At 70.5% G+C, this 22,624-nt stretch carries 23 protein-coding genes; 7 read left to right on the plus strand and 16 right to left on the minus strand.

Features of this window, described 5'->3' with window-relative positions:
- Nucleotides 1-81: 81 nt before the first annotated feature.
- Nucleotides 82-2,628, plus strand: coding sequence for an aminopeptidase N (pepN, locus tag SALPAC2_RS0110765; RefSeq protein WP_018216661.1), 2,547 nt, complete (start codon nt 82-84; stop codon nt 2,626-2,628).
- A gap of 69 nt (nt 2,629-2,697) precedes the next feature.
- Here pepN and SALPAC2_RS0110770 read toward each other — a convergent pair whose 3' ends face one another.
- From SALPAC2_RS0110770 to SALPAC2_RS0110835, 14 genes are read right to left on the minus strand one after another with little or no spacing between them, the layout of a single operon-like run.
- Nucleotides 2,698-3,111 carry a DUF5130 family protein gene (locus tag SALPAC2_RS0110770; RefSeq protein WP_018216662.1) on the minus strand — a complete coding sequence of 138 codons (414 nt, stop codon included), beginning with the start codon at nt 3,109-3,111 and terminating at the stop codon, nt 2,698-2,700.
- Complete coding sequence (gene ctaJ, locus SALPAC2_RS0110775; RefSeq protein WP_449619024.1) at nt 3,098-3,403, minus strand: aa3-type cytochrome oxidase subunit CtaJ; 306 nt, start codon at nt 3,401-3,403, stop codon at nt 3,098-3,100. The genes SALPAC2_RS0110770 and ctaJ overlap by 14 nt, the downstream gene beginning before the upstream one ends.
- Nucleotides 3,404-3,455: 52 nt before the next feature.
- Entirely contained in the window at nt 3,456-4,922 is a 1,467-nt protein-coding gene (locus SALPAC2_RS0110780) for an amidase (protein WP_018216664.1), read from the minus strand.
- Nucleotides 4,919-6,004 carry an amidohydrolase family protein gene (locus SALPAC2_RS0110785; RefSeq protein WP_026184614.1) on the minus strand — a complete coding sequence of 362 codons (1,086 nt, stop codon included), beginning with the start codon at nt 6,002-6,004 and terminating at the stop codon, nt 4,919-4,921. The genes SALPAC2_RS0110780 and SALPAC2_RS0110785 overlap by 4 nt, the downstream gene beginning before the upstream one ends.
- Nucleotides 6,004-6,528 carry a 3-hydroxyanthranilate 3,4-dioxygenase gene (locus SALPAC2_RS0110790; RefSeq protein ID WP_018216666.1) on the minus strand — a complete coding sequence of 175 codons (525 nt, stop codon included), beginning with the start codon at nt 6,526-6,528 and terminating at the stop codon, nt 6,004-6,006. Before SALPAC2_RS0110790 ends, SALPAC2_RS0110785 begins: the two co-directional genes overlap by 1 nt.
- On the minus strand, nt 6,525-6,989 hold the full coding sequence (locus SALPAC2_RS0110795; protein ID WP_026184615.1) for a RidA family protein: 465 nt from the start codon (nt 6,987-6,989) through the stop codon (nt 6,525-6,527). Before SALPAC2_RS0110795 ends, SALPAC2_RS0110790 begins: the two co-directional genes overlap by 4 nt.
- 8 nt (nt 6,990-6,997) lie before the next feature.
- On the minus strand, nt 6,998-7,771 hold the full coding sequence (locus SALPAC2_RS0110800) for a 2-keto-4-pentenoate hydratase (protein WP_018216668.1): 774 nt from the start codon (nt 7,769-7,771) through the stop codon (nt 6,998-7,000).
- Nucleotides 7,768-8,823, minus strand: coding sequence for a 4-hydroxy-2-oxovalerate aldolase (gene dmpG / locus SALPAC2_RS0110805; protein ID WP_018216669.1), 1,056 nt, complete (start codon nt 8,821-8,823; stop codon nt 7,768-7,770). Before dmpG ends, SALPAC2_RS0110800 begins: the two co-directional genes overlap by 4 nt.
- Nucleotides 8,820-9,746: an acetaldehyde dehydrogenase (acetylating) gene (locus tag SALPAC2_RS0110810; protein WP_026184616.1), complete on the minus strand. Its 927-nt coding sequence runs from the start codon at nt 9,744-9,746 to the stop codon at nt 8,820-8,822. Before SALPAC2_RS0110810 ends, dmpG begins: the two co-directional genes overlap by 4 nt.
- On the minus strand, nt 9,743-10,540 hold the full coding sequence (locus tag SALPAC2_RS0110815) for a 2-keto-4-pentenoate hydratase (RefSeq protein ID WP_018216671.1): 798 nt from the start codon (nt 10,538-10,540) through the stop codon (nt 9,743-9,745). Before SALPAC2_RS0110815 ends, SALPAC2_RS0110810 begins: the two co-directional genes overlap by 4 nt.
- Nucleotides 10,537-12,018: a 2-hydroxymuconic semialdehyde dehydrogenase gene (locus tag SALPAC2_RS0110820; protein ID WP_026184617.1), complete on the minus strand. Its 1,482-nt coding sequence runs from the start codon at nt 12,016-12,018 to the stop codon at nt 10,537-10,539. Before SALPAC2_RS0110820 ends, SALPAC2_RS0110815 begins: the two co-directional genes overlap by 4 nt.
- Nucleotides 12,019-12,038: 20 nt before the next feature.
- Complete coding sequence (locus SALPAC2_RS0110825; RefSeq protein ID WP_018216673.1) at nt 12,039-13,376, minus strand: FAD-dependent oxidoreductase; 1,338 nt, start codon at nt 13,374-13,376, stop codon at nt 12,039-12,041.
- Nucleotides 13,376-14,665: a kynureninase gene (gene kynU, locus SALPAC2_RS0110830; protein ID WP_018216674.1), complete on the minus strand. Its 1,290-nt coding sequence runs from the start codon at nt 14,663-14,665 to the stop codon at nt 13,376-13,378. Before kynU ends, SALPAC2_RS0110825 begins: the two co-directional genes overlap by 1 nt.
- A gap of 20 nt (nt 14,666-14,685) precedes the next feature.
- Entirely contained in the window at nt 14,686-15,582 is an 897-nt protein-coding gene (locus SALPAC2_RS0110835) for a tryptophan 2,3-dioxygenase (RefSeq protein WP_026184618.1), read from the minus strand.
- A 162-nt stretch (nt 15,583-15,744) separates the two neighbouring features.
- Here SALPAC2_RS0110835 and SALPAC2_RS0110840 point away from each other — a divergent pair, with 162 nt between their 5' ends.
- From SALPAC2_RS0110840 to SALPAC2_RS0110850, 3 genes are all read left to right on the plus strand, one after another.
- On the plus strand, nt 15,745-16,221 hold the full coding sequence (locus SALPAC2_RS0110840) for an Lrp/AsnC family transcriptional regulator (RefSeq protein WP_018216676.1): 477 nt from the start codon (nt 15,745-15,747) through the stop codon (nt 16,219-16,221).
- A 152-nt stretch (nt 16,222-16,373) separates the two neighbouring features.
- Nucleotides 16,374-16,844 (plus strand): hypothetical protein, encoded by a 471-nt coding sequence (locus SALPAC2_RS0110845; protein ID WP_018216677.1) that lies wholly within the window; start codon nt 16,374-16,376, stop codon nt 16,842-16,844.
- A 184-nt stretch (nt 16,845-17,028) separates the two neighbouring features.
- The gene (locus tag SALPAC2_RS0110850; protein ID WP_018216678.1) at nt 17,029-17,808 is read left to right on the plus strand and encodes a class F sortase; all 780 of its coding nucleotides are present in this window, start codon (nt 17,029-17,031) and stop codon (nt 17,806-17,808) included.
- Nucleotides 17,809-17,883: 75 nt separating this feature from the next.
- Here the strand turns inward: SALPAC2_RS0110850 and SALPAC2_RS0110855 are convergent, their stop codons facing one another.
- Entirely contained in the window at nt 17,884-18,417 is a 534-nt protein-coding gene (locus SALPAC2_RS0110855) for an HNH endonuclease (protein WP_026184619.1), read from the minus strand.
- A 302-nt stretch (nt 18,418-18,719) separates the two neighbouring features.
- Between SALPAC2_RS0110855 and SALPAC2_RS0110860 the strand changes: the two genes are divergently transcribed.
- The 3 genes from SALPAC2_RS0110860 to SALPAC2_RS0110870 all read left to right on the plus strand — a co-directional run bounded on the left by SALPAC2_RS0110860 (nt 18,720) and on the right by SALPAC2_RS0110870 (nt 21,897).
- Complete coding sequence (locus tag SALPAC2_RS0110860) at nt 18,720-19,763, plus strand: mechanosensitive ion channel family protein (protein ID WP_026184620.1); 1,044 nt, start codon at nt 18,720-18,722, stop codon at nt 19,761-19,763.
- Between the two features lie 272 nt (nt 19,764-20,035).
- Nucleotides 20,036-21,409: an MFS transporter gene (locus tag SALPAC2_RS0110865; protein WP_050563094.1), complete on the plus strand. Its 1,374-nt coding sequence runs from the start codon at nt 20,036-20,038 to the stop codon at nt 21,407-21,409.
- Nucleotides 21,410-21,465: 56 nt separating this feature from the next.
- Nucleotides 21,466-21,897, plus strand: coding sequence for a globin (locus SALPAC2_RS0110870; RefSeq protein ID WP_033662015.1), 432 nt, complete (start codon nt 21,466-21,468; stop codon nt 21,895-21,897).
- A gap of 37 nt (nt 21,898-21,934) precedes the next feature.
- On the opposite strand, the gene SALPAC2_RS0110875 is transcribed toward SALPAC2_RS0110870, so the two are convergent.
- Nucleotides 21,935-22,519: a type III secretion system chaperone family protein gene (locus SALPAC2_RS0110875; protein WP_026184621.1), complete on the minus strand. Its 585-nt coding sequence runs from the start codon at nt 22,517-22,519 to the stop codon at nt 21,935-21,937.
- Nucleotides 22,520-22,624: the final 105 nt, after the last annotated feature.

Here is a 22,624-nt window from a genome sequence, read left to right on the forward strand (position 1 = left end):
CGCGACCGCTACGAGCGGTTGCCCGACGACGCCGCGGTCAGCGTGCGGTGAGACGAGAGATGGAGACGAACAGTGCCGGGAGTGCGCAACCTGACGCAGGCGGAGGCCATTGAGCGAAGCCGGCTACTCGACGTGACCGGGTACGACATCAACCTGGACCTGTCGAGCGCCGTGCAGGCCGAAGGCGACACGTTCCGGTCCCGGACGGAGGTCCGGTTCCGGTGCAGTGAGCCGGGAGCGAGCACCTTCATCGAGGTCGCCGCGAACTCGGTCCGGTCGGCCACCCTGAACGGCACCGCACTGGAGCTGGGTGGCTGGTCGGCGGAGGCGGGGCTCACCCTGCCCGACCTGGCCGCGGAGAACACCCTCGTGGTGGACGCGGACTTCGCGTACTCCACCAGTGGTCAGGGGCTACACCGCACGGTGGATCCGGTCGACGGCGAGACCTACCTCTACAGCCAGTTCGAGACGGCGGACGCGCAACGGGTCTACGCGGCCTTCGACCAACCCGACCTCAAGAGTGTCTACACCTGGCACGCCACCGTGCCGGAGCACTGGAAGGTCGTCTCCAACATGCCGGTGGAGCGGGAGGAGCCGGCCGGCGAGGGCGGCAAGACGGTCCACTTCGTCGAGTCGGTGCGGATGAGCACCTACATCACCGCGCTCTGCGCCGGGCCCTACCACGAGGTGCGGGACAGCCACGACGGCATCGACCTGGGTGTCTTCGTTCGCGCCTCGATGGCGCAGTACCTGGACGCCGACGATCTCTTCCTGGTCACGAAGCAGGGCTTCGACTTCTTCCACGCCCAGTTCGACATTCGGTACCCGCTGCCCAAGTACGACCAGCTCTGGGTGCCGGACTTCAACGCGGGCGCGATGGAGAACTTCGGCTGTGTCACGCACGCCGAGTCGCTGTTCATCTTCCGGTCGCAGGTCACCGACTTCGAGTACGAGCAGCGCGCCAACACGATCCTGCACGAGCTGGCGCACATGTGGTTCGGCGACCTGGTCACCATGCGCTGGTGGAACGACCTCTGGCTGAACGAGTCGTTCGCCGAGTGGGCCAGCCACTGGTGCAACACCCACGCGACCCGCTTCTCCGAGGCGTGGACCACCTTCCTGTCCGTCCGCAAGAACTGGGGTTACCGACAGGACCAGCTCTCCTCCACCCACCCGGTCTACTGCGAGATGCCGGACCTGGAGGCGGTCGAGGTCAACTTCGACGGGATCACATACGCCAAGGGCGCGAGCGTGCTCAAGCAGCTCGTCGCGTACGTGGGCGAGGAGCCGTTCGTGGCCGGGCTCCGGTCGTACTTCCGCAAGCACGCCTGGGGTAACGCCACCTTCGACGACCTGCTCTCCGAGCTGGAGGCGGCCTCCGGGCGGGAGCTACGCAAGTTCGCCGCCCAGTGGCTGGAGACCGCCCAGGTGAACACGCTGCGCCCGGAGCTGACCATCGGCCCCGATGGCAACTACCAGCGGGTCGTGGTCCGCCAGGAGGCGCCGGCCGACCACCCGACCCTGCGTACCCACCGGATCGGGGTCGGCCTCTACGACCGCACCGACGGCGGGCTGGTCCGCCGCGAGCGGTTGGAGGTCGACGTCGTCGGCGAGACGACGGAGCTGGCCGAGCTGGCCGGGGTTCCCGCCGCGGACGTGCTGCTGCTCAACGACGACGACCTGACCTACACCAAGCTGCGGCTCGACGAGCGGTCGATGGCCACCGTGGTGCAGCACATCACCGGCTTCGAGTCGTCGCTGGCGCGGGCGCTGTGCTGGACCGCCGCGTGGGACATGATCCGTGACGCCGAGCTGGCCGCCCGGGACTATGTGGCGCTGGTGCTCGCCGGCCTCCCCGCCGAGACCGACATCAACCTGGTCACCGCCACCCTGCGGCAGGTCACCACCGCCCTCACCTTCTACGCCGACCCGGCGTGGGCACCGAGCGGCTGGGCCGACCTGGCCCGCACCGCGAAGACCGCCCTCGCCGCCGCCGAGCCGGGCAGCGGCTTCCAGCTCGCTTGGGCCCGGGCGTACGCCTCCGCCGCTCGGTCGGCTGAGGACCTGGCGGCGTTGCGTGGCTGGCTGGAGGGGAACGGGGTCCCGTCCGGGCTGCGCATGGACACCGAGCTGCGGTGGTCGGTGCTGACCGCGCTGGTGACCAACGGCGCGGCCGGCCCCGACGACATCGAGGCGGAGCTGGCGTCCGACCGTACTGCCAGCGGCGAGCGGGAAGCCGCGTTGGCGCACGCGCTCGTGCCCACACCGGAGAACAAGGCAGCCGTCTGGGCCCGGTTGACGGGTCCGGAGCCGCTGCCGAACTGGCGGCACCGCGCATTGTTGCGGGGCTTCGCCCACCCGGCGCAGGTCGAGCTGGTCCGCCCCTACCGGGAGCGGTACTTCGCCACCATTGCGCAGGTCTGGGCCAGCCGGGACAGTGAGCCGGCGCAGGAGTTCGCCCTGCTGGCGTACCCGGCGTACCTGGTGGAGGAGGAAACCGTGGCGGCGACCGACGAGTGGCTGGCCGGCGCGGGCCAACCGGCACCGCTGCGGCGGCTGGTCGCCGAGGGCCGCGACGGCGTCGTCCGGGCCCTCAAGGCCCGGGCGCGGGACGCCCGAAGCGGCTGACACGCAACGGCCCGGGGTCGGTGTGGAGCGTTCGCCCACACCGGCCCCGGGCCGAGTGCCTGCTGAGGGTCAGCAGCCCTTACCGGCGTGGCTAGCCAGCTGGTCCAGGCCAGTGACGATGCCGCCGGTCAGGTCGCCGCCCCCGAAGGCGGCCACCATCGACAGCGCGGCAAGCCGCGCGTACGTGTCCGGGATGCGGCGGCGGGCGTGCTGGCCGGTGACGATCTCCAGCTGCCGTTGGTTCGGCGAGATCGCGATCAGGACCGACCGGTCGGGGTCGGCGAGCTGGCGGTGCCGCCGCTCGGCGTCTTCCCGGACCGGCTCGTCGAGGCCACCGACGAAAATCGAGAAGGTCAGCCCGGTGCTCTCGTCGGCTAGGCGCATGGCCTCGTCGACGCGGAGCAGCTGACGGGTCGAGAACGGGCCGTCCAGCTCCGGCGGGGCCGCCGTCTCGGACGACGACTGCAGCTCACCAACGGTCACTTGCGCCTCCGGTTCCACCGGCCGGCGCCTGCTGGCCGGCCTGCTCCTGCTTACGGCCCGTCAGCGCGGGCGTCTGGGCGCCGGCGGTCAGTGCGGTGCCCGCCGAGTCGACCAGCGCCTCCGGACTACTCAGGAACCAGACCGGAGTGAAGTCGAAGGGCCGGCCGGGCCGGTAGCGCTTGCCACCGCCACCAGCGCCGCGGCTGCTGGCGGCGTATGCCACACCAGCGATTACCAGCGCTGCTACCGCCGGGATTCCGACGAAGACCAGCAACGTATCGGTTACAGACAATCCCAACGCCCCCAGGCGAAAGAGAGACCAGGAATCCGGGTCGGGTGGACGGTCAGGTGTACGAGTCCCCGACTCCGCTTGTGGTATTCACGTTAGCGGAGCCGACCGCCCGCCAGATTGCGGGGTGGCGATCCCACCCCCCACTGAGCTGCTCCAGCTGGGCGGCGGCGGCGAGCAGCTGCGCGTCGTTGCCCAGCCGGCCGCTGAGGAGGACCCCGACCGGTAGCCCGTCAGCGGTGGTACCCACCGGGAGCGACACCGAGGGGTCACCCGTGACGTTAAAAATTGCACAATACGGTGAAAACCTACGTTGACGGTCGAAGTCGTCCGTTGGGTCACGAACATCGGTAAACCAACCCACTGGCGCCTGCGGTGCGGCGAGGGTGGGACAGAGCAGCAGATCGCAGCCGGCGGTCCGGCGTATCCCGAGCCGGACCTGCGCCTGGAGCTCACCGAGCGCGGCGGTGAGGCTGGCAGCGGAGATCGCCGCCCCGCGGTCCCGCAGCAACCGGGTCAACGGCAGTAGCTGACTCTCCCGCTCGGGCGGCACCGGGGCGAGCGAGAGCACGTACCAGACGGTTTCGAACAGCGGCCATGCCGTCGGCGTCAGCGGCGGCGGCACCTCGACCACCTCATGCCCGGCGGCGGTAAGTAGGGCGGCGGCCTGGTCCACGGCGGCGGCACAGTCCGGGTGGACGGGCTCGTCGGCGAGCATCGGGGTGGTGAAGCGGCCGATCCGCAGCCGGCCTGGCGTGGCGGTCCGGGCCGCCGCGAGCCAACCCCCGGCCGGTGGTGGCGGGGCCAGATAGGGCTCACCGGGAACCGGCTGCGCCAACACGTCGAGCAACGCGGCCACGTCGGCCACCGTCCGCCCGATCGGGCCGCTGGTCGGCAGGCCGTACGCCCCGAAGCCGATCGGGCCGCCGGAGACCACCCCACGGCTGGGCTTGTAGCCGACCAACCCGCACAACGAGGCCGGGATACGAAGCGAGCCGCCGCCGTCGGAGCCCTGGGCCACCGGAAGGAGACCGGCTGCCACCGCGGCCGCCGCACCACCGCTGGAGCCGCCGGCGGTGTAGGCGAGATCCCACGGGTTACGGGCGGGCGGTGCGACCCGCCCTTCCGAGTAGAGCGAGCAGCCCAGCTCGGAGGTAGTGGTCTTGCCGAGACTGACCAGGCCGGCGGCCCGGATGAAGCGGACCACGTCCGCGTCGACCGGCGGTACGAAGTCGGCGAAGGCCGCGGAGCCGAAGGTCGTGCGTACGCCGGCGGTGAGGGTCAGATCCTTGATCGCCGTGGGCACGCCGTGCAATGGTCCGCGGGCCGTGCGCCCGACGGCGTCCGCCGCGTCAGCGGCAGCGAGGGCCAGCTCCGGGGTCACGGTAACGAACGCACCGACGGTGTCCCCGAGCGCCGCCACCCGGGTCAGGTGGTGCTCGACCAGTTCCCGGCTGGTCCGCTCGCCGCTGGCGATCGCGGCAGCCTGCTCCAGTGCGGTCAGATCGTGCGGCTCGGTCATGCCGTAATCCTGCCCGCTGCCCAATCGGACCGCCGCCCCGACAGGCCGTACGGGTCGGCCGCGGTGGGTTCGCCCTGCCCCTCGGCGGCGAGAAAACGCAGCGCGTTGCCGCCGAGCAGTCCGGCCCGTTGGTTCGGGGTGAGGAAATCGGAGCGGTGCACGACCGCACCGACCGGCCGCTCCCCCAGTGGATACGGATAGTCGCTGCCGAGCAGCACCTGGTCGACACCGATCGTGTCGACCAACAGCCGCAGCGCCGCCGGTTCGAACACCACCGAGTCGACGAAGAACCGGTCCACGTACGAGCTGGGGGGACGGGTCGAGGCGCCGCGGACCAGATCTCCGCGACGGCGCCAGGCATTGTCCGCGCGGCCTAGCCAGAACGGGAAGCTGCCACCGCCGTGCGCGAAGCAGATCCGCAACGTCTCCGGCACCCGGTCGAAGACCCCGCCGAGAATCATCGCCAGCACCGACAGGTGGGTCTCGGCCGGCATCCCGGTAAGCCACCGCGCCATCCACCGATCCAGCCGTGGCCCGCCGGGCATGTCCCACGGGTGGACGAAGACCGGCGCGCCAACCTCGGCGCAGTGGGTGAGGAACTCGACGATGCCGCTGTCGTCCAGGTCGAGGTCGCCGACGTGGTTGCCGATCTCCACCCCGGCGTGCCCAGCGGCGAGACAGCGGTCCAGTTCGGCGCTGGCGGCCTCCGGGTCCTGCAACGGCACCTGGCAGAACGGCACCAGCCGGCCGTCTCCGGCGGCCGTGATCTCCAGCATGCGGTCGTTAAAGATCCGAGCCACCCGGGCCGCTTGGGCGGCGGGGCGGTCGTAGCTGAAGAAGACGGGCGTTGGCGAGACCACCTGCACATCGACACCGTCGGCGGCCATGTCCGCCAACCGGATCGCCGGGTCCCAGCACTCCGCGCCGACCGGGCGGAACTCCATCTCGCCGACCATGATCATCGCAGCGCGTTCGGAGTCGACCCGCAGCCAGGGCCAGCCAGAACCACCGCAGGCCGCGGCGAGGTCCGGCCAACCCCGCGGTACAGCGTGCGAGTGCACATCGATAACGGGGCTACCCATCAGCCCTTGCCCGGATGCAGCGTGCCGCACTGGTCGCAGGTCCGCGCCGCCTCGTCGGCGTAGAAGGTGGCGAAGACCGGGGGCAGGTCGGCGGCGATGTCCCGGACCTGCAACTCCACCTCGTGCACCTTGTTGGCGCACTCGGGGCAGTACCACTGGAACCGTTCCAGGGTGCCCTCCTCGCGGACCCGCTCGATCACCACACCGATCGAGCCGGCCTCCGGCCGCTGCGGCGAGTGCGGAACTCCGCGCGGCAGCATCCACATCTGCCCCTCCCGGATGTGCACCGTCTGCGGCCCCTCCGGGAGCATCAGGTTGACGTGCATGTCTCCTTTGACCTGGTAGAAGAACTCCTCGTACGGTTCGACGTGATAGTCGGTACGCTGGTTCGGCCCACCGACGACCATGACGATGAAGTCGGAACTGCCGGGGAGTAGTTCCTTGTTGCCCACCGGTGGCTTCAGCAGGTGCTGGTTGTCCACGATCCAGCCGGGGAAGCTGAACGGCGCAGCGATCTCGCTCACAACGGACCTCCTTCGGGGCGCAGGGCGACGGCCTGCATTTCGATCAACAGGTGCGGGTGCGGTAGCTGGTGGACCGCCACCGTGGTCCGGGTCGGCCCGCTCGCGTCGAAGAACTCCGCCCACACCTCGTTGTAGCCACCGAAGTCGTTCATGTTGACCAGATAGCTGGTCACCTGCACCAGGTCGGCCAACCCGGCGCCGACCGGCTCGAGCAGATCCCGGATGTTCGCGATCACCGCCCGGGTCTGCGCCCGGATGTCGAGGTTGGTGGTGCCGAACTCGTCAACGGCGACTCCCGCGAAGGTGTTGTCCGGGCGGCGGGAGGAGGTGCCGGAGACGAAGATGAAGCCGCCGGCCACCTTGACGTGTGGAAAGGCCCCACGGGGCACGGCCTTCCCGGCCACGACCCGGGCGGCTGCCCGCCCACCGGAGTCCAGCACCGGTGGCGCCCCGCCGGTCACGCCGCCGGTCACGCCGCCGCCCGCAGCGATGCGGCGCCGAGCTTCTCCACCACCGCACGGACGTGCGCGCCGGGTCGCAGCGCGACGGCGGCCGTCGCGGCACCGGCCAGGAAAACCCAGCCCGGGTGGAGCCGCACGCCATGCTGACCGGCGAGCCGAACTCCCTCGTCGAAGGCCCGACGTGGGTCACCCAGGATCGCCGCGGTCGACCCCACCTGGGCGACCTGACCATCGATCTCCAGCAGCACGCCGAGGTTGTCCAGGCCGTCCGGAACCGGGCACCACGGCCCCACCACGAAGGCCCCCGCCGACGTGTTGTCCGCGATGACGTCCGGCAGCGAGAAGGTGAAATCCGCGTACCGGGAGTCGATCAGCTCGATGGCCGGGGCGACCGCGCGGACCGCGGTGGCGAACTCCGCGACCGGCTCACCCGGCTCGGGCTGCCGGTCCAGCAGGAAGGCCACCTCCGGCTCCACCCGGGGGTGGATGAAGTCTCCGACCGAGACGGTGCCACCGTCGGCGACCCGCATCCGGTCGGTGAGCCGGCCCCAGATCACCTCGTCCACCCCGACCTGGGCCATCTTCGCCTTACTCGTCAGCCCCATCTTGAGGCCCACCAGCTGTTCACCCCGGTCCAGCCGGCGCCGCACCAACTCGGCCTGCACCGCGTACGCGGCGTCGACGTCGAGCCCGGTCTCGGCGGCGAGTTGGCCGATCGCCGTACCCCGGTCGGCCGCCGCGGCCAGCTGACCGGCGATCCCGGCGATATCTGCTCCGATCACGTCTCCTCCTTGCCGGCCAGGTCCAGCGCCACATCCACGATCATGTCCTCCTGCCCGCCGACCATCTGCCGCCGGCCCAGCTCGACCAGGATCGAGCGGACGTCCACGCCGTAGCGTTCGGACGCCCGCTCGGCGTGCCGAAGGAAGCTGGAGTAGACGCCGGCGTAGCCCAGCGAGAGCGTCTCCCGGTCCACCCGTACCGGTCGGTCCTGCAACGGCCGGACCACGTCCTCGGCCGCGTCCATCAACGCGAAGACATCGCAGCCGTGCTCCCAACCGTGCAACTCGGCGACCGCGACGAAGACCTCCAGCGGCGCGTTGCCCGCGCCCGCACCCTGCCCGGCGAGGGAGGCGTCGACCCGGACGGTACGGCCGGCCGGCGCGTCCAGCGGCCCATCCCCGAGGACCCGGCCGTGCTCCACCGCGACCACGCTGTTCGCCACCCCGAGTGAGAGGTTGTGGTGGGCGTGGATGCCGATCTGCGTCTCCGGCTCGAGCACCTGACGGTACGCGTCGACTCGCTCGGCCACATCGGACATCAGCAGCCGACCGCCGGAGTCGGTGACGTAGACGCAGTGCGCCCCGTACGACTCCATCAGCTTGGCCTGCCCCGCCAACGCGGCCGGGTCGTTCATGTGGGCCATCATCAGGAACCCGGAGACGTCCATCCCGTTCTCCCGGGCCCAACCGATGTGCTGGGCGGAGATGTCGGCCTCGGTGCAGTGAGTGGCGATCCGCACGCTGGTGACGCCGAGATCCCGCGCCGCCCTCAGGTCGGCGATGGTGCCGATTCCGGGCACCAGCAGCGTGGTCAGCCGCGCCGAGGTCAGCACCTCGGCCGCCGCCGCGATCCACTCCGCGTCGCTCGCCGCACCGTGCCCGTAGTTGACACTCGACCCGGCCAGCCCGTCGCCGTGCGCCACCTCGATCGCCGCGATTCCGGCGGCGTCGAGCGCGGCGGCGATCGTGCGCACCTGGTCAACGGTGTAGCGGTGGGCGATGGCGTGCATCCCGTCCCGCAGCGTCACATCCTGGAGGTAGAGCTGGGTCATGCCGGCACCGCCCGCCGGGCGATCAGCCGCTCCGCGGTACGCAACGCGGCCGAGGTCATGATGTCCAGGTTGCCCGCGTACGTGGGCAGGTAGTGCCCGGCCCCGGAGACCTCCAGGAACGTCGAGACCTGCAGGGCGGTGAGGCGCCGACCGAGCTCCGGCAGGTAGCTGTCCACCCGGTCGAACTGCACATCCTGCTTCAGGCGGTAGCCGGGGACGTACTCCTGTACGTCCCGGACCATGTCGGCGATGGCGGTGGCGATCGCAGCGCGGTCCGCGTCCGGGTCCGGGCAGAGGCAGTACACGGTGTCCCGCATCAGCAGCGGCGGGTCCGCCGGGTTGAGCACGATGATGGCCTTGCCCAACTCGGCGCCGCCAACCACCTCGATCGCCCGGGCGGTGGTCTCGGTGAACTCGTCGATGTTGGCCCGGGTGCCCGGCCCGGCCGACTTCGCGGAGATCGAGGCGACGATCTCCCCGTACGCGACCGGGGTGACCCGGGCGACGGCAGCGACGATCGGCACGGTCGCCTGCCCGCCGCAGGTGACCATGTTGACGTTGGCTTCCTGCAGGTGTTCGTCCAGGTTGACCGGCGGCACCACGTACGGCCCGACCGCGGCGGGGGTCAGGTCGACCACGGTCCGACCGTGGGCGCGCAGCACGGCGTCGTGGTGTCGGTGTGCCCCGGCGGAGGTGGCGTCGAAGACCAGCGCCACATCGGCGAACTCGGGTAGCGCCACGAGCCCCGCCACCCCCTCGGCGGTGGTGGTGACGCCGAGTCGCCGGGCCCGGGCCAGTCCGTCGGAATCCGGGTCGATGCCCGCCATGGCCACCATCTGCAGGCTGTCACTTAGCCGCAAAACTTTGATCATCAAGTCGGTCCCGATATTCCCGGAACCGAGCACTGCCACCCCGACTCTCACTCCTCGACCTCCTTCGCGAAGCAGGTACGTACCGATCCGAGGCCGGAAATCCGCGCCTCATATGCGGCGCCGGGCGTCGCCGGCACCAGCGGGCCGAGCGCCCCGGAGAGCACCACGTCGCCCGCCCGCAGCGGATCGCCGGAGCGGGCGAGGGTCCGGGCCAGCCAGGCCAGCGCGTGCAGCGGGTTGCCGAGGCAGGCCGCCGCGGCACCGACCGAGACCGGCTCACCGGCCTGCTCCAGCACCATGCCGGCAAGCCGCAGATCCACGTCGGCGAGCCGGCGGGGCGTGGTACCCAGCACGAACAGCCCGCTGGAGGCGTTGTCCGCAATGGTGTCCACGATGGCAATATCCCAGCCGGCGATCCGGGAGTCCACAATCTCAATCGCCGGCAACAGGTGATCAACCGCCCGGGTCAGGTCGGCGGTGGTGATCCGCTCGTCCGGCAGGTCCGCCCCGAGCACAAACGCGATCTCGGCCTCCACCCGGGGCTGGAGCAGCCGACCCGGTGGCACCTCCACCCCGTCGGGCACCGCCGTCACCTCGGTCAGCACCCCGAAGTCCGGCTGATATACGCCGAGGCTCTCCTGCACCGCCGCAGAGGTCAGACCGATCTTCGCGCCCACTCGCCGGTGCCCCTGCCGCAGCCACTGGCGCACCTGCGCCTGTTGCACGAGGTACGCCGAGTCAATGTCCCCGTCGGGAATGAGCCGCCCGCGCAGCGGTGGGCAGGGTTTACCGCTCTCCCGAGCCTCGATGAGCTCCCGGGCGGCGGTCTCGTAGTCGACAGTCATGTCAGGTCCACACAGACGTTGGTGAGCTCGGAATAGAAACCCAGCGAGTGAATGCCGCCCTCCCGGCCGACGCCGGAGGCCTTCACCCCGCCGAACGGGGTACGCAGATCACGCAGATACCAGGTGTTGACCCAGACGATCCCCGCGTCCAACCGGGCACCGGCCCGGTGGGCCCGACCCACGTCCCGGGTCCACACCGCGGCCGCTAGGCCGTACTCGGTGCCGTTGGCCAACGCGTACGCCTCTTCCTCGTCGTCGAAGGGCGCCACGTGCACGACCGGGCCGAAGATCTCCTCCCGGTTGGTCCGCGCATCCGGGCCGAGCCCGGTGAGCACCGTCGGCTGGATGTACGCGCCGCCGTCGCGGGCGTCGCCGAAGCGGGGCGTACTCCCGCCGGCGAGGACCTCCGCCCCGTCGGCGCGGGCCAGCTCGTAGTGGCCGAGCACCTTCTTCCGGTGGGTGGGCGAGATCAGCGGCATGTTCATCGTGGCCTCGTCGGCGGGCCACCCGTACGGCAGTGCGGCGGCCCGCTCGGCCAGCCGGGCGGTGAACTCCGCGAAGACCGGACGCTGCACGTAGATGCGTTCGGTGCAGAGGCAGACCTGGCCACCGTTGGTGAAGCTGGACCGCACCGAGCCGTCCACCGCCGCCGACAGGTCGGCGTCGGCGAAGACCAGCCCGGCATTCTTGCCGCCCAGCTCGAAAGAGACCGCCTTCACCCCGTCGGCGGCGGCCCGCATGATGGCCCCGCCGGTGGTCGACTCGCCGGTGAAGGTGATCGCGTCGACGTCAGGGTGCCGGGTGAGGAACTCCCCCGCCGAGCCGGCTCCGAAGCCGTGCACCACGTTGAAGACGCCCTCGGGCACGCCGGCAGCGGCCATCACCTCGGCGAGCAGGGTCGCCGAGGCGGGTGTCTCCTCACTGGGCTTGACCACCACCGCGTTGCCGCACGCCAACGCGGGCGCGACCTTCCAGGTGAGCAGGAGCAACGGCAGGTTCCACGGGACGACCACGGCGACCACGCCGACCGGCTTGCGCAGCGCGTAGTTCAGCGCCCGACCACCGGATGGGGTGCGGGTACTGAACGACTCGGTCGGGGTGGTCGCGGCGATCTCGGCGAAGGCCCGGAAGTTGGCCGCGCCGCGCGGGATGTCCAGCGTCCGGGCCTGTGAGATCGGCTTACCGGTGTCGGCCACCTCGGCGGTGACCAGGTCATCGAAGCGGCGCTCCAACTCGTCGGCGACCCGGAGCAGCACCTCGGCGCGCTCTCGTTCGCCGAGCCGACCCCAGGGGCCGCGCAGCGCGGCACGGGCGGCGGCCACCGCGTCGTCCACTCCAGACTGATCTGCCGCAACAACCTCGAAGAGCGGCTCCCCGGTGACCGGGCTGTGCTTGGTGAAGCGACGACCAGTGGCAACGAACTCACCTGCGATGAAGTTGGGCAGCAGGGCCGGTCCGTCCGGTGCCCGGCCGGTCATCTGGCGCGCATCCCACCGGGTCATCCGCGCCTCCCTCGGCGGAGTGCCGCCCCGACCACGCCGGCCAGCAGGGCCGCCGCGCCACCGACCGCCGCACCCAGCAGCTGGTGCTGGCGACGGACTCGATGGCGCACCTCCGCGTACGGGGTGGTGGAGAAAGAGACCAACTCGTACCGGGACACGTACCGGCCGGGCAGTGCCCGCTCCAGCGTCTGCTCCACCCGTCGGCTGAGCTGGAACAGCGGCGAGGCGACCCGGTCGCGCATCTCGACGAAGTTGGTCAGCGCCATCTGGGCGATCGCCTCGGCGTTGGCCTGCCGGCGGTGTTGGTACAGCGGTAGCGCCGCGGACCAGTCGTCGGCACACTCGTCGAGGCAGCGGTCCAGCTCCACCACGTCCTCGAAGGCGCAGTTGGCGCCCTGACCGTAGAACGGCACGATGGCGTGCGCCGCGTCGCCGAGCAACCCGACTCTCCCGTTCGCCTGCCAGGGGTCACAGCGGACAGTGCCGAGGACTCCGACCGGATTGTGCAGATAGTCGTCAACCAGGTTCGGGGCGAGGGGAAGCAGGTCCGGGTAGTGCTGCGCGAAGTGTTGCTCGATCGCCGCCGGGCTGCCCAGCGAGGCGAAGCTCGCGGTGCCGTGGGTGGGCCAGAAAAGCGTACAGGTGAAGGAGCGGTCCGGGTTCGGCAGCGCGATCATCATCGAGGTGCCCCGCGGCCAGATGTGCAGTGCCTCCGGGTCGAGCGCGAAGTCCCCGCCCACCGGCGGAATGGTCAGCTCCTTGTAGCCGTAGTCGAGAAAGTCCAGACTCTCCCGCAGCAGGCCGTGACCGAGTAGCTGGCCACGGACCGCCGAACCGGCGCCATCCGCGCCTAGGACCACCGACGCGGCATCAGCGACCTTCCCCTGTGGGGTGTCGAAGGTCATCTCTCCGGTGGTCGGGTCAAGGTCGACCAACCGGTGGTCGAAGGCGACCCGCACGCCCGGCAACGCGGCGGCCGCGGAGAGCAGGGCGTTGTTCAGCGCCCCCCGACTGATCGAGTTGATCGCCCGGTCCCCGGCGGCGCTGTAGCCCTGAAACTGCGGCTCGCCGCCCACCGGATGAATCATCCGGCCCCGCATCGGCAACGCGTCGGCCAGCACCCGGGCGTCCAGGCCGATCCGGCGCAACGCGTCCAGCCCTCGTTCGGAGAGCGCCAGGTTGATGGAGCGCCCCCGCTCCACCCGACCGGCCCGGGGGTCGGGGCGGCGTTCGTAGAGGGCGACCGGATAGCCCCGCCGGGCCAGGAAGGCGGCGAGCAGGCAGCCGGAGAGTCCGGCACCGACGACGGCGACCTCAGCGCGCTCTGTGCTCATCAATGCACCTCCACCGTGGCGGCCAACGCGTCGGCCACCCGCCAGCAATCGTGGTACGTCGAGTAAAGCGGCACCGGCGCGAACCGGACAACATCTGGCTCCCGCGCATCTGCGACAACCCCGTGCTCCAACCGCAACCGCTTCGCCAGTTCCGCGGCGCTCCCGGTGCCGATCCGCACCGACAGTTGCGCGCCCCGGCGGGCCGGATCGCGCGGGGTGACCACTGCCAGCGGCCGACCCGGAGTGACCTGGTCCAGCAGCCACTCCAGATAGCCGGTGAGCCGGACACTGCGCTCCCGCAACGCCGTCATGCCGACCGAGTCGAAGAGCTCCAGCGACGTGCGTACCGGCCCCATCGCGAAGATCGGCGGGTTGGAGACCTGCCAGGCCTCCGCCGTCGCCGGCGGTCGGGCCACCGGCGACATCTCGAACCGGGTAGCCGCCTCAGTACTCCACCAGCCCTCGAACCGGGGCAGCGTCGGATCGGCGAGGTGACGCTCATGGACGAACACCCCGGAAAGCCCGCCCGGCCCGGAGTTCAGGTACTTGTAGGAGCACCACGCCGCGAAGTCGACATCCCATTCGTGCAGGGCAAGTGGGACGTTGCCCGCGGCGTGCGCGAGATCCCAGCCGACCACCGCGCCGGCCGCCCGACCGGCGGCGGTGATCTCCGGGATCTCCATCAGCTCGCCGGTCAGGTAGTTGACGCCACCGAGCAGCAGCAGCGCGATCGTGTCCCCCTCCGCCGCGAGCAGGTCAAGCACATCAGCCGTACGCAGGGTGTCCTCACCGGGACGGGGAGCCAGGCGCAGCACCGTGCTATCCGGGTCAAGACCATGGAACCGGGCCTGGCTCCGGACGGCGTAGCTGTCCGAGGGGAAGGCGCTGTCCTCGATGACGATCCGGGTACGGGTGCCGGCCGGCCGGTAGAAGCTCACCATCAGCAGGTGCAGGTTGACGGTGAGGGAGTTCATCACCACCACCTCCGCCGGCCGGGCGCCGACCAGCCGGGCGGTCGGCCCGGTCAGCAACTCGTGGTAGGGCAGCCACGGCCGACCGGCCTCCAGGTGTCCCTCCACCCCGAGCCGGCGCCACGCCTCCAGATCGGCGAGCAACTCGTCCCTGGTTGCCCGGGGTTGCAGGCCCAGCGAGTTCCCGGCCAGGTAGGCCGCCTGCTGGAAACGGCCGCCGTCGGCGGGGGGCACGTGGAACAGGTGCCGGTGACCAGGGTCCGCGGTGTCCAGGCGGTTCGCCGCCTTCTCCTCCTGGCTCAGCTCTTCCTTATGCATACGGTTTGCTCCGCTCCCGCTCACATCTCGGTCCGGGCCGACCACAGCTCCGGAAAGACCACCCGGGCCATGCTCCGCTGCAGCCAGGCCAGGCCGGCGGAGCCACCGCTGCCGACCTTGGCGCCCATCGTCCGCTGCACCGCCTTGACGTGGTTCCAGCGCCAGTCGCCGAACCCCTCGGCCACCTCGGTCAGTGCCTCGCCGAGCAGCCGAAACTGATCGTCGGGGCGACCGGCGTAGATCCGCACCCAGGCCGCCTCCACCGCCGGATGCGGCTGGTGTTCCTCGGCGACATCCCGACCGAGGAGCTCCGGAGGAAGGTCGTGACCGTGCCGGGCGAGCAGCGCGAGCACGTCGTCCCAGAGGCTGGGGGCGTGCAGGGCAGCGGTCAGTTCGGCATGCACCTCGGCCTGCCGACGGAACGGGCGGATCAGGGCCGGATCGCGCAGGCCGAGCAGGAGCTCGACGTGGCGGTACATCGCAGACTGGAAACCGGAGCCCTCGCCGAGGAGATTACGGAACCGGTTGAAGTCGGCGGGAGTCATCCAACGCAGGCTCCGCCAGGCGGCGTTCAGCCCTTCCAGGTGCAGGGCGGCACGACGCAGCGGCGCCTGGGTGTCCGGAATCCGGTCCGCCCGCAGCAGCCGCTGGGTCTCGCGCAGTTCGTGACAGGTCAGATTGAAGTACAGCTCCATGATCTGGCTGGTCACGAGGAAGGACATCTCGCCCGGGTCACCGCTCAGCGGCGTCTGCAGCCGGTGCAGGGTACTGGCCTGCACATAGGCGTCGTACGGAATCCGCCCGGTGAACTCCAAAGTCGGCTCACCGCCGTTGCGGGCCGCCCGCTTAGCACGTTGCCGCGGAGTTGCCGGCCGTACCTCCGTCGGGGTGGCCGCCCGTACCTCTGTTCGTTCCACCAGTCCGCTCCCTCCGCTCGAGCCGGCCGTACTGCGGTAGCGGTCATAATGTCGCGACGGACGGCACCAGCGGAATGCCGAGACAACGGCTGTCACGGCGGTCCACCTACCAAACCGAAGGCAATACCCCAGATCCGGTTGGAGAACGTAAGATTCCCCAGTGTGGACGAGATGGACTGGGCCCTGCTGCGTGAGCTGCAGGCCGACGCTCGGCTGTCGTACAGCGAGCTGTCCCGACGGGTGCACCTCTCCCCACCGGCGGTAGCCGAGCGGGTACGGCGGCTGGAGGAATCCGGCGTCATCACCGGCTACCACGCACACGTGGATCCGGCCCGAGCCGGGCGAACGGTGGTCGCCCTGATCCGCATGTCCTGCTACGGGGCCCGCTGCATCCTCAACAGCCCGGAGATCACAGGCTGGCCGGAGGTCATGCAGATCCATCGGATAACCGGTGACGCGTGCAGCATGCTGACCGTCACCGCGGGCTCGATCGAAGAGTTCGAGGCGGTCATTGATCGGCTCGCTCCGTACGGCCAACCGTCCAGCACGATGGTGCTCTCCACCCCGCTCGGCTGGCGTCCGGTCACACCAGCTGGCTCCGCGGACAGCGAACCGGCCCCGTCCCGCCGCCGCCGCTGAGTGCCCATGCCCGCGCCGGTCGGCCGGGAAGGCCGCTGCGCGTCCACGAGGGTTTGCCCGGAAACCAGCGGGAAAGCAGGCCGCGGTACCCGGGGAGGGTCCGGTGGTCGGCACCGGGAGGGGGAATCATGCGGGGTCGTCGCGTACTCGCCATGCTGGCGCTGGTGGCAGCGTTCGTCGTATTCGGGGGCGCACCTGCCAGCGCCGGCGAGCACACCTTCATCGAGGTCACGCCGAATCCGGCGCAGGCGGGCACCCGCGTCGATCTCCGGGCCAGCTGCGACCGGGACAACAACCGTCAGGCGACGGTGCACTCAGGTGCCTTCGATGGCGAGGTCTTCCTCCGGCCCGACAACGGTTTCCTCACCGGCCACGCCACCATCCCGAGCAGCAAGGAGGCCGGCGACTACCGGGTCGACCTGCGCTGCGAAAACAACAAGACCGCCAGCACGACACTGACAGTGCTCAACATGTCCCAGCCGACGAAGGGCCCGGCGACCGGTGGCGGCGGCACCGCCGTCGGTCGCACCGGCTCCTACCTTCTGGCCGGGGGCGTGGTGGCGGTGGCGCTAGCCATCGGCTTCGGCTTCTTCGGCAACCGCCGCACCGGGAACGGCGCCTGACCCGACCGCCACCATGGCCCGAGCAGACAGGCGTAGGCGACAGCAGGCGGCGGATGCTGCCGGCGCGGCGGGCCGTGGCAGGGTACGCGCGGGTAGCCGGTGGGCAGCAAGCCGTGCCAGGGTCCACGCAGGCAGCCGGTGGGCAGCAAGCCGCGCCAAGGCCCACGCAGGCAGCCGGTGGGCGGTGTCGGCCGCCGCCCGGCTGGCCGCCGGGACCGCCCGTCGGCTACGCCAGGCCGCCGGGCAGGCGTCCGCCGCGAGCGTCGTCACCACCGACCCGGCCACCGAGCCACTGCCCCCACGTCCACGCCAGCGGCGGGGACGGGCCCGGCGGCAGCCGGGGTTCTCCCGCAGCCCCGGGTTACCAGTACTGGCCATCGGGGCCCTGATGATGCTGATCATCGCCATGCTCGGGGTGGAACAGGTGACCGGCATCAGCGTCCTCCCGGAGCGATTCACCGCCGGCCTGCGGCCGCCGCCGAAGAAGTTCCCGGTGCTACCGGCGAGCGATCCGGTCGCCGTCGAGATCGATGCCATCGACGTCACCGCCCCGGTGCACAGCGTCGGGCTGGCACCGGACGGCACCATCGCGGCGCCGGACGCGGCTCGCGCCCAGGAGGCGGGCTGGTACGACCAGGGTCCCACGCCCGGGCAGTACGGTCCGGCGGTCCTCGTCGGGCACGTGGACACCGACACCGGGCCGGCGGTCTTCCAAGGGCTGCGCAACCTCCGCGCGGGTGACCGGGTCGAGGTGGACCGGACCGATGGGCAAGTCGCGGTCTTCGAGGTCAACTCGGTGGAGCGGTTCGCCAAGGAACGATTCCCGACCGACCAGGTGTTCGGGGACTTCGACCGACCAAACCTACGGCTGGTGACCTGCGGCGGCCAATGGGTTGGTGGCCAGACCGGCTACGCCGACAATGTGGTGGTCTTCGCCTCCCTGGTCGAGGCGCGGAGCGGCTGAGCCAGCGGCGCGGCCACTCCGGCGGCTCCCGGGCTCGCGCAGTGATTCAGGCGGCTCCCGGGCTCGCGCGGTGACTCAGGCGGCTTCGGGCTCGCGCAGGTCGAGCCAGTCGACCCAACGCGGGTCGGGAGGTCGGTGCCCGAGGACCCGCCACGCGATGCCTTTCGGCGCCATCGGCGTGGCGGGGAGCCGCCAGCCCAGTTCGGCCGGCGTCTTGTCACCCTTGGAGTGGTTGCACCGGCCGCACGCCGCCACCACGTTCTCCCAGGAGTGCCGACCACCCCGGCTCCGCGGGAGGACGTGATCGATAGTCTCCGCCGGGCCCCGGCAGTAGGCGCACCGCCACCCGTCCCGCGCGAAGATCGCCCGCCGGGACAGCCCGACGTGAGCCCGAAAAGGCACCCGGACGAAGCGGGTGAGCCGCACGACCGAGGGGACCGGCAGCGAGTTGCGGGCACTGTGCAGGACACCATCACCGTCGGCGACGCAGACAGCCTTGGCGGTGAGCACCAGGATGGCCGCACGTCGGACCGACACGACGCACAGGGGCTCGTAGGTGGCGTTGAGGACCAGCGCGCCGGAGCCCACTGTGGGTCGTATGTCAGGCATCGCGCTCACCCCTCCGGTTCAGCGCCCCTCGCTAGTACCACCGGACGGAAGCGGGCGCAGCGACCCACCGGTCGGACGTCGAGTGCCAGATCATCGCCGTCCGTGCGCCAATCGTCCCTGATAAGGCTCGGGATTGCACGCGTTAATCCGGGGTACCCCGCGGGAGGCTTCCTGGCGACGACCCGGCCCGGACCGCCGGCGTCGGTGCGCAATCACCGCACCGACGCTGCGCGCCAAGGCTGTTGGCGGTCGCCCGGCGGGCCGCGCGCGGCGACCGGAGCCGGCTGCGGTACGAAGGCAGGGTGGATGCCTCCATTGTTTCGGCCGCGACCGCCGGCTCCCTCGCCACCGATGAGCCCAACGCGGAGTGTCTCCGGGAGCCGCTCTGCGCCGCCCTGCACGACCTGACCGGCGCCGTGTGGTTCGCCGAGGGCAGCTACTGGATCTTGATTAAGCCACTCCGGATCGCACTGATTCTCGTGCTGGCCCTGGTAGCCCGATGGCTGATCAGCCGAGCAATCAGGCGGCTCGTCCGCAGCACCAGCAGTGCGGGCATGCCCACGATGCTGCGACCGTTGCGAGAGCGGATCCCCACCACGGTCACCCAACCGGGTGAGTTCGTGCCGGAGCGGCGCCGACAGCGCGCCGAGGCCATCGGCTCGGTACTACGCAGCCTCTCCACGGCGTTCTTCTTCGGCATCGCGTTGCTGATGGTGCTCAAGGAATTCAGCTTCGACCTGGCGCCACTGCTCGCCAGCGCCGGCATCGTCGGGGTGGCCCTGGGTTTCGGCGCGCAGAGTCTGGTGAAGGACCTGATCGCCGGGCTGTTCATGCTGATCGAGGACCAGTACGGGGTCGGGGACACGGTCGACTTCGGTGAGGCGACCGGCTTTGTGGAGTCGGTCGGCCTGCGGGTGACGACGGTACGCGACGCGCGCGGAGTCCTCTGGTACATCCGCAACGGCGAAATCATCCGGGTCGGCAACAAGAGTCAGGGCTGGGCGCTGGTCGTGGTGGACCTGCCGATCGGCTTCGCCAGCACCGAGGAGGCGACAGCGGTGCTACGGGACGCGGCCGCATCTGTCGCGGTGGACCCGGACCTGGCCGCGGAGGTCATCGAACCGCCTGAGGTGCTGGGTGTCGAGCAGATGACGATGGACGGCGCGGTGATCCGCACCGTGGTGAAGACGACGGCAGACGGTCAGTTCGCCGTCGGCCGGGAACTACGTCGCCGGCTGGCCGGTGCACTGGAGAACTCCGGCTTTACCGATAAGATCGCCGCGGCCCGGTTCCCGGGCCTGCCGGCGCAGGCATCCCCGGTGGGCGGTGCCAGCAACACGCCGTGACCGAAGCGGCACTCTTGGTCGACCACCGCTTCGACTATCCTCCTTTCGTTCAGTCGGCGATCCGACGATCAACCAATTCGCCCTGGCTGGTTGTCGGTGCATCCGGCAGAATCCGATACAGCTCCCCGGCAGCGCAGGAAGTTCCCCTCGCTGATCGGGCGAATCGGACGATGCTTCCCGGCTCGGCCATCAACAGTGCTTGATCCGGGAACGATGGAGGCGATGTGCCCAACGGCCGACCTTCTCCAACCCGTCCGGCCACCTTCAGGGAGGTGTTCGCCCAACGCGAGTACCGATTTGTTCTGACGGCCGGAGTCCTCTCCTGGGTTGGTGACTACCTCGCGAAGGCTGCGGTGACCCTCCTGGTCTACCGGGAGACCGAGTCGGTAGCCCTCTCCGCGGCGGCTTTCGCCATCAGCTACCTGCCCTGGTTGGTTGGCGGTCCGCTGCTCGCGACCATCGCCGAACGGCATCCCCACCGAGCCGTGATGGTCACCTGCGACCTGATCCGGATGGTGTTGCTGCTGGTCATCGCGGTACCCGGGATGCCGACTCCGCTGGTATTAGTGCTCCTCTTCACCGCCACCCTTGCCAACCCGCCGAGTCAGGCCGCCCGATCGGCGCTGCTGCCACGGATCCTGACCGGTGACCGCCTCGTGGTCGGAATCTCGATCAACGCCAGCGTCGGCCAGGCCGCGCAGGTGGTTGGCTATCTGGCTGGCGCGGCGATCGCGGCGGCCAGCCCCGTCATCGCCCTGCTGGTCACCTCGGCGACCTACGCCGTGTCCGCCACGCTGATCCGTCTCGGGGTGGTCGCCCGACCAACGGAGATGCAGGCTGTGCACCGCAGCCACCTGCTGCGGGAGACCGGCGAGGGATTCCGCATCGTCTTCGGCCAACCCGTGCTACGTGCCATCGCGATCCTCGTGTTCAGCGCCATGCTCTTCTCCATCATCCCGGAAGGGCTGGCGGCGGCGTGGGCCGGCCAGCACGCCGACGACATGGACAAAGGCCTCGCCCAGGCCATCATCATGGCCGCCGGCCCGGTCGGGTACATCCTCGGCGGCCTGATCGTCGGCCGCCTGGTCGCACCGGCCCGACGGATCGCCCTGATGCGTCCGCTGGCAGTGCTCGCTCCGCTGCTTCTGGTTCCCACCCTGCTCGACCCGTCACCACTGGTGGTGGCGCTGCTGGCCGCCGGGTGCGGATTCGCCGTCGCCGGGCTGCTGCCAACGGCCAACGGCCTGTTCGTCCAAGCGCTGCCGGACGGCTACCGAGCTCGCGCCTTCGGCGTCATGGCCTCCGGCATGCAGGTGATCCAGGGTCTGGCGGTTCTGGTAACCGGGCTGCTCGCCCAACGGTTCTCCATCCCGCTCGTGGTCGGCCTCTGGAGTAGCGCCGGGGTGCTACTGATGACCATCGCGGCGCTGTCGTGGCCGAGTCAGGCGAGAGTTGACGCCGCGATCGAGGCGGCTTCGGGAGCTGACGCACCGGATCCGGCGCCGGCACCGCCCGCCCCCCGGCCAGGATCTTCGGACCGCCCTGCGGACCAGCCGGTCGACAGCCCGGGCGAGGGCCAGCAGGACGCCCAAGAACGGCATCGCAACACGGTGTCCGCGCCGGATCGGAGCCAAGCCGGTACGTGACCCGGCCCACGTCCGGCCAGCGGCGGACGGCCACCGAAACCTGGCAGGATGGAGCCGTGCATCCCCCCGCAGGCGAATCCGGCAGCCCCGCCTCCGCAACGAGTTTCTTTGCTGCGGTTGGCGGCGAGCCCACCTTCCGTAAGTTGGTGGACGAGTTCTATGCGGGCGTCGCTGACGACCCGCTGCTGCGGCCGATGTATCCAGAGGAGGATCTGGGGCCCGCCGCGGAGCGGCTCACCCTGTTCCTGATGCAGTACTGGGGCGGGCCGAACACCTACTCCGCCGAGCGGGGACACCCGCGACTGCGGATGCGGCACGCACCGTTCCGAATCGGGGCGGCGGAACGGGACGCCTGGCTACGGCACATGCGGCAGGCCGTGGATCGACTGGACCTGCCACCGGAGCTCACCACCGCGCTCTGGGACTACCTGGAGCGGGCTGCGTACTTCATGGTGAACGCCCTGGAGGACCCGGCCGCGTCGGCGTGACCCAGCAGACCCGCTCGGTCCGAGCAGGGCGGGACGGTCAGAGCAGGGCACCTTCGTCGTGCAGCCAGTCGACGAAGCTGGTAGCTACCGCCGCCCCACAGTCGATCATTTCAACCAGGAGCGCGTCGTGCACGCCAGCGGCGAACGGCACCTGCAGCTCGGCATAGATCGGAAGCTGGCCACGTTCGGACGGATCGCCGATGTACGCCTTACAGAAGCGACGGGTGTGGTTCCACTCGTTGACCACCCGGTAGGCCCGATCCTCCCAATCCGGCGGGACGGTCGCGTGCGGCCGAACGCGCAGCACCAGGATCTCGTCGTCCGGGCCCTCGAGCGCGACCAGGACCGCGTGCCGCTCCCACATCGCCAGCAGGTTTCCGTCGCCGTCGGCCAGGTAGCGGACGTCGAGCTGATCGAGCGCGGCGCTGATCCGGCCGAGCGTGACCGGCGCGACGGTGGCGGAGGTGTCCACGGCCGGCGAACGATCGGCTCCGGCGTAGCTGTCGCCCGGTTGTCGGGGAGCCGGCGGACTGACCCGGACCGCGTCCTCCACTGTGGCCCTGCTCCGGCTATCCGGCTCACCGCCGTCAGCGGGACCGGGGCGCCACGACCACCACGGCATCGCTCACCCACCTCACTCCCCAGCGGATCCAGCCCTTAACGCTGGGTTGGATCCGAGGATGGACGGTACCCGGACAGCCGGGAAGAAGCACCCCCCTAATGAACT

The organism is Salinispora vitiensis (assembly GCF_000378825.1).
Classification (GTDB): domain Bacteria; phylum Actinomycetota; class Actinomycetes; order Mycobacteriales; family Micromonosporaceae; genus Micromonospora; species Micromonospora vitiensis.

Excerpts from the sequence above, each read along its gene's own strand:
- dmpG (WP_018216669.1), bottom strand. The coding sequence starts at position 8,823 with ATGACCCAGCTCTACCTCCAGGATGTGACGCTGCGGGACGGGATGCAC.
- SALPAC2_RS0110780 (WP_018216664.1), bottom strand. The coding sequence starts at position 4,922 with ATGACCGAGCCGCACGATCTGACCGCACTGGAGCAGGCTGCCGCGATC.
- SALPAC2_RS0110855 (WP_026184619.1), bottom strand. The coding sequence starts at position 18,417 with ATGCCTGACATACGACCCACAGTGGGCTCCGGCGCGCTGGTCCTCAAC.
- SALPAC2_RS0110845 (WP_018216677.1), top strand. The coding sequence starts at position 16,374 with ATGCTGGCGCTGGTGGCAGCGTTCGTCGTATTCGGGGGCGCACCTGCC.
- kynU (WP_018216674.1), bottom strand. The coding sequence starts at position 14,665 with ATGCATAAGGAAGAGCTGAGCCAGGAGGAGAAGGCGGCGAACCGCCTG.
- SALPAC2_RS0110785 (WP_026184614.1), bottom strand. The coding sequence starts at position 6,004 with ATGGGTAGCCCCGTTATCGATGTGCACTCGCACGCTGTACCGCGGGGT.
- SALPAC2_RS0110815 (WP_018216671.1), bottom strand. The coding sequence starts at position 10,540 with ATGACTGTCGACTACGAGACCGCCGCCCGGGAGCTCATCGAGGCTCGG.
- SALPAC2_RS0110820 (WP_026184617.1), bottom strand. The coding sequence starts at position 12,018 with ATGACCGGCCGGGCACCGGACGGACCGGCCCTGCTGCCCAACTTCATC.
- SALPAC2_RS0110875 (WP_026184621.1), bottom strand. The coding sequence starts at position 22,519 with ATGCCGTGGTGGTCGTGGCGCCCCGGTCCCGCTGACGGCGGTGAGCCG.
- SALPAC2_RS0110825 (WP_018216673.1), bottom strand. The coding sequence starts at position 13,376 with ATGAGCACAGAGCGCGCTGAGGTCGCCGTCGTCGGTGCCGGACTCTCC.